Below are 6,566 nucleotides of genomic sequence, written 5' to 3' on the forward strand. Positions count from 1 at the left end.
CATGTAATCACTCAAAGTAAAAACATCTTTAACAAGACATGTTAAAGTTAAAAAAGTTGAAATGGGTGTTTTTTTAATTGTGTCACAAACAAGCATGTAAGTGGCGTGACAAAACAAAAAAACTAAAACAAACTTTAAACAATTAATTATGAATTTAAAAAACAAGCTGGCTCTCGTTGCATTATTGTTCTTCAATATTGCAGTGTTCGCACAAACCAAGACGGTATCTGGTACAGTTGTATCTGCGACAGATAACATCCCGATTCCAGGTGTAAATGTTATTGTTATGAATACCTCTAAAGGTACCACAACAGATTTTGATGGAGGTTTTAAAATTGATGTGAAAAGTGGGGATGCACTACAATTTTCATACATTGGATTTGTAACCCAAGTAGTAATAATTAAAGACCAAAAAACTATCTCTATTGCTTTAAAAGAAGATTTAGCAACATTAGATGAAGTTGTTGTAATTGGTTATGGTACACAAAAGAAAAGCCATTTAACAGGGGCAATATCTAAAGTAACAAACGAAAGTCTTGACCAGATAGCAACCTCTAGGGTTGATGATGCTTTAATAGGCCAAGTATCGGGTGTGAACATTCAAGCCACAGATGGTGAAGCTGGTGCTGCGCCTACCATTACTATTAGAGGGGTTGGTTCTATGGCAGGAGATTCTACACCTTTAATTGTTGTTGATGGTGTTATCGTAGATTCTAGTTTTCTAGGATCGTTAAACATGAATAACGTTGAATCTTTCGAAATATTGAAGGATGCTGCTTCTTCATCAATTTACGGTTCAAAAGGTTCTAATGGTATTATCATGATTACCATGAAATCTGGAGTATCTGGAAAAACAAGAATTAACTACAGCACGTTTACAGGTATAAAAACACCTAGAAAAAGTGATGCTTATGGAACTACAACTGCAGATTGGGCAAAACAACAAACAGATTTAGGTTTAACCTTATCACCTTATACAGTAGCTCAATTGCAAATAGGTACAGATCGTTCTTGGCAAGATGTATTTTTTGAGCAAGGTGCAATTACCAATCATGCGTTATCCTTAAGAGGAGGAAATGACAACACAAAATTTACTGTAAGTTTAAATTATTCAGATGACGAAGGAGTTATGTTAGTTGATAATTATAAAAAATACGGAGCACGTTTGAAACTAGATAGTAAATTAAATGACAAGTTTAGTATTGGAGGTAATTTTAGCCCTTCATTTACTGATAGAAGACGTTTTTCTGAAAACATTCATAACGTAGCCAGACATCAGCCATGGTTGCCTATTTATCATACCGAACATTCACTTCAGTTTATCGATCCTAATGGAGCTTATAAAAACATGCAAGTTGGCGATTATGCGAGACAAGATCATTTTATCATTTTTGATTTAGATGGTGATGGGGATATTGACGATAGACTTTCTAACATTGGAAATAGTAATAACGCGAACCCTTATGCTAGAATTGTTGAGCGTAATAGATCTGATGAAAAATTCCAACTTTTTGGTAGTTTTTATGGACAATATAATATAACCAAAGATTTATCTTTTAGAACATCGTTATCAGGTTCTTATAGTGATACCAAAAGAATAGATTATATGGGAACTCAGGCAAGAGAAAGTATTACAGATGCTTATATGCAAGAGATTTCTCAAAAAGAAAATTACATTATTTTCGACAACTTCTTCAATTACAATAAATCTTTTGGAAAACACGATTTAGGTATTACATTAGGTACATCTGTTGAAAGTAGAGATTATTTCTATTCAGGATTTAAAGGAACTGGCTATACAAATGATGTAGTACAACAAATTACAAATGCAACAGCTATTTCTGAATTTGATGGTTTTGAGTGGCAAAAACGTGGTATTTCATACGTATCGAGAGCTACCTATGCTTATGACAGCAAGTATTTAGCATCTTTAAGTATGAGACGTGATGGAAGTTCTATTTTTGGTTCTGATTACAAATATGGTAATTTCCCTGCAGCCTCTATAGGTTGGAATATTGCTAAAGAAGATTTCTTACTAGAAAGTGATTTTATTAACAATCTTAAATTTAGAGCAAGTTATGGTGTAACGGGTAACGATCGATTAAATACAGGAGCTACAGATCCTGATGCCCAAGGAAGTACTGCCACACTAAGTACTGGTAATATTTTGGTAGATTATTACCCACATTTAGCCTTATTAGGAGCTGCTAATTCTAGCTATTCGGTTGATGGTAGCGTACAAGCTGGTTTTTCACCAGTTAACATCGCTAATCCTGAATTAAAATGGGAACGATTAATAGAAATTAACCCTGGTATAGATTTTGGTATTTTAAATAATAAAATAACCGGTTCTGTTGATTGGTATAGAAGAACTAGTGACCAATTATTACTTAATAACCCAATATCCGTTACAACAGGATTTTCTGGCGCATTAGTAAATTTAGGTGAAGTGAAAAATGAAGGTTGGGAGATAGAATTAAGAACAAAAAACATCTCTTCAGAGAAGTTTAAATGGTCAACTACACTTATTGGAACTACCAATAAAAATACTTTAGTTGATTTTGCAGATTCTAATGGTCAAATTACTAGTTTAGATCCTAGCAGACCAGCTGAATGGATTAATTTAGAAGGACAGCCTATATCGTTATTTTATGGCTATGTGGTAGATAAAGAATTAGCTTTCGAAGATAGAGATAGACCATGGAGACATGTTGGAGCAGAAGCTGGATTGGTATATGTAAAAGATTTAAATGGTGATGGCGTATTAGATGGCGAAGACAAAACCGTATTAGGAAACCCATACCCAGAGTTAATCTGGAGTTTTACTAACGAATTCACTATTGGAGATTTCGATCTTTCTTTTATGTTCCAAGGATCTCACGGTGCCGAAGTACGTAATATTGCTGATCATTATTTATTTAGTCACAATAATAATAGAACAATACTAGCTTCAGCTACGAATACAGAGTTTTTAGTAGACAAATACTTTACAAGCAGTATGATACAAGATGCTTCGTATATTGCGTTAAGAAATGTAAACATTGGTTACAATTTACCAAGCGACGTTTTATCTAAATTCGGAATTTCAGGATTAAGAGTTTACGCAACAGGTTCAAATTTAATCTATAAAACCGCTGCTAATTATACAGGATGGAATCCAGAGGCATTGGACAAAACTAGTCCAACACAATATGGATATCAAAGAGGTGGATCGCCAATTTATAGCACCATTTCTTTAGGTTTTAATTTAGATTTTTAATAATTTTTAACGATTAAAAAATAATATTATGAAATATTTAAAATATATCGCTCTAATTTTCATAGGAACTGTTCTCGTTTCTTGTAGCGACTTTTTAGAGCCCGTACCAAGCTCTTCTATAACGACCGACAACTATTATACTTCAGCTGAAGAATTAGAAACAGGATTAATTGGTGCGTATGCTGCTATTAAAGGTATTAATAGTAACGATAAAGACGAAAATCATGGTGTACAGTGGGAATTTTATGTAACTGAAATGCGTAGTGATAATACCAGTACTAAGAGTCCTGATTCCGAAGATGCTTCTGATGCTGGTCAATTAGAAAGTTTAGACGTACTTCCTACAAATAATTTTGTAGGTAATTACTATACAAGCTTTTTCCAAGTTATCTATAGAGCCAATGTTATATTAGCGAATTTAGATGTTGTAGATAACAGTACTAGGAAGGCAGCAATTGAGGCTGAAGCTAAATTTTTAAGAGCCTATGCTTATTTAAATTTAGTTAGACTATTTGGTGATTTACCGTTGATTGATCGCGTTATAACACCAACTGAAACAGAGATTCAGTTTACAAGAGTTAGTACTAGCTTAATTTACGATTTAATAATATCAGATTTGGAAACTGCTATTAATGGTGGTTTATCTACAACGTATAAAACTAGAGCTACAAAAGCAGCAGCGCAAGGCTTATTAGCTAAAGCATATTTAAGTGCAGATACACCAAATTATACGAAAGCGCAACTCCTTTGTGAAGAAATAATTGCTAGTGGTAAGTATTCGCTTCAAAGTAATTTCTATAATGTATTTTATTCTGAAAGAAATTCAGAAATTATTTTCGCTATTGGATACAACAGTGGTATACAAGATAACAGTCAAATTTTCTCTGCAGAATGGATGAATGCTGTTGGTAACACTAGTGGGGTTAATTATGCAACTAGAGATGTTGTTGCAGCACTTGATGCCTATGGCGGAAATAGAACTGCAGTTTCTTACAGACCAGATCCGCTTACGCTATTTGGTGGCACTGTAAGATATCAAGTTGGAAAATATTTTCCTGATGGCGCAACTGGTGGTAGCGATGGACAAACCTTTACCGGTTTACCGCAACTTGCTGGTAACGACTGGATTGTTTTGCGATATGCAGATATCCTATTAATGCGTGCAGAAGCAATTTTAGCTGGTGGAACTGAAACAACAAATTCCAATGCTATTAATTCATATATGGAAGTTCGTGTTAGAGCAGGATTTGATCCCGTAGCAGATCGTCCAACAAAACTTACTAAAGATGCATTATTATTAGAAAGACGTGTGGAATTTGCTTTTGAAAATCATAGAATGTTCGATTTAATACGTTTTAATGCTGCTCAATCAGTACTTTCAGCATTTTCTACTGCAAATGGATTTGATTTTTCAGCTACAGACTTGTTGTTACCAATTCCCCAAAATGAAATAAATTTGAGTAAAAGTAGCAACACTGTAATGACACAAAATCCTGGCTATAATTAAGACAAACTAATTAAATAAAAAAAGACATGAAAAAAATTAGTAATTTAAAAAAACGCGTATCAGAAATGTGCTTAGGTGCTTTGGCACTTATAGCTTTCATTTCAGTTACGTCTTGCGACCCTACTATTGATGCTTTAGCTTTTGATTTACCTGAAGCAAATTCAAAGGAAGATTTAACACCTCCTACCGCTAGTTTTAAAGCTTCGGTAACGGCAGATTATTTATCATACACATTTTCGAATACCTCGTCTAGTGCAACGACTTATCTTTGGAATTATGGAGATGGAAATACATCAACTGGCTTAGATGGAGCAAATACTTTTCCAGCTGAAGGCACTTACACAGTAACTTTAACAGCTAGTGATAAACTCGGAAAAACAAGTACATTTACAATGGACATTGAGGTTATTGAGCCAGAAGTTCCACCTGCAATTGTTCCTGAGGTTCTTAATGGCGATTTTACAAATGGTATGGACAATTGGAAAGTATCAACATTTACAGGTGGTACAACTTCATCGTTTAATACAAGTTCAGATGGTTCTTGGCTAAACTATGATGGTACAGACAATGGTTCAAAAACAGCAGGAGCAAAATGGACTTTATCTACGTCGGCAGGAGCATATACTAGTTCTTCGACAAGATATGCATATCAGGCAATTGTAGTTACTCCTAACACTCCATATGTTTTAGAATATGAATATGCTATTAAAACTGAAGCAGAACAATCTGGTGTTGCCATAGGTGGCAATAGAATAATCGGAGAAATTCTAGATGGTCATTTTGCCGATGGTAAAGATGCTGTAGCCAGTTCTAATGCTGGTCCATTAGTTCAACATGTTGGAACCCAAGTTTTAGGAAAAACTACTTTTACCAAAGTTAAAGCTGTATTTACCTCGAACGCTACTGGCGAGGTTGCTATTTGGATTTATGCAGTAACCGCTGTAGATGCATACGTTGATAACGTAAAAGTATATCCAGCAAATTAGTATTAAATGAAATATATCCGAAAAGACTTTGTATTAGCTTTAATTTTAGCTTTTCTATCTGTTAACGCTACTTGTCAAGATAAGACAAGTAGTGTTACAGATTCGGATTCGAAAGTAGAAAAGCAAGACAAAAAAAAGAAAAAAAAGTACAAATTACCAGACATAGATTTAAGTCACTGGAGCGTAACAACTCCAGAATTAAATGCTAAAGGCGGTGCCATGAATATTGAGCCACCAGCCATTTTAAACTATGCAACAGACGAAAGACTTATACCCTATATGTATAACGATTCTACTGCTGGAGCCTTGGTTTTTTATGCCTTTCCAAGTAAAGCTACCACAGCCAATACTAAGTACTCACGTTCAGAATTAAGAGAACAAATGGTACCTGGTGATAACAATACGAATTGGACGTTTGCTCAAGGAGGCTATATGAAAGGTAAATTAGCGATTGAAGATATTTCTAAAGATTCAAATGGCAAATACCATAAAGTAATCATCATGCAAATTCATGGTCGCTTAACTAACGAACAACGTGATTTAATTGGTCAAAAAGACAACAATGCACCACCAATTTTAAAAATTTATTGGGAAAACGGTAAAATACGAGTAAAAACGAAAGTCTTGAAAAATTTAAGTGCAACTGGAGAAGCTCTTTTACATGAAGATGCCTGGGACGATGATAAAGGTTTTAATTTTGAACAAGAAGTTGGATTTGGAAAATTCATATTGGAAGTAAAAGTAACCGAAGGCAAAATGGTGGTTATTTTAAACAATAATGAATATAAAGTGTATGAAGATATCCACATGAGAA

General features: G+C 34.3%; 4 protein-coding genes. All 4 read left to right on the forward strand.

What is annotated here, in order from left to right:
- Nucleotides 1-148: 148 nt before the first annotated feature.
- Nucleotides 149-3,259 (forward strand): SusC/RagA family TonB-linked outer membrane protein, encoded by a 3,111-nt coding sequence (locus ABYI63_RS17040; protein WP_372758065.1) that lies wholly within the window; start codon nt 149-151, stop codon nt 3,257-3,259.
- A gap of 28 nt (nt 3,260-3,287) precedes the next feature.
- Nucleotides 3,288-4,766 carry a RagB/SusD family nutrient uptake outer membrane protein gene (locus ABYI63_RS17045; RefSeq protein WP_372758066.1) on the forward strand — a complete coding sequence of 493 codons (1,479 nt, stop codon included), beginning with the start codon at nt 3,288-3,290 and terminating at the stop codon, nt 4,764-4,766.
- Between the two features lie 26 nt (nt 4,767-4,792).
- Nucleotides 4,793-5,752: a PKD domain-containing protein gene (locus ABYI63_RS17050; RefSeq protein WP_372758067.1), complete on the forward strand. Its 960-nt coding sequence runs from the start codon at nt 4,793-4,795 to the stop codon at nt 5,750-5,752.
- A gap of 6 nt (nt 5,753-5,758) precedes the next feature.
- Nucleotides 5,759-6,566 (forward strand): polysaccharide lyase family 7 protein (locus ABYI63_RS17055; RefSeq protein WP_372758068.1); only part of this gene is annotated, 808 nt, incomplete at its 3' end.

The organism is Mariniflexile sp. (assembly GCF_041583155.1).
Lineage (GTDB): Bacteria > Bacteroidota > Bacteroidia > Flavobacteriales > Flavobacteriaceae > Mariniflexile.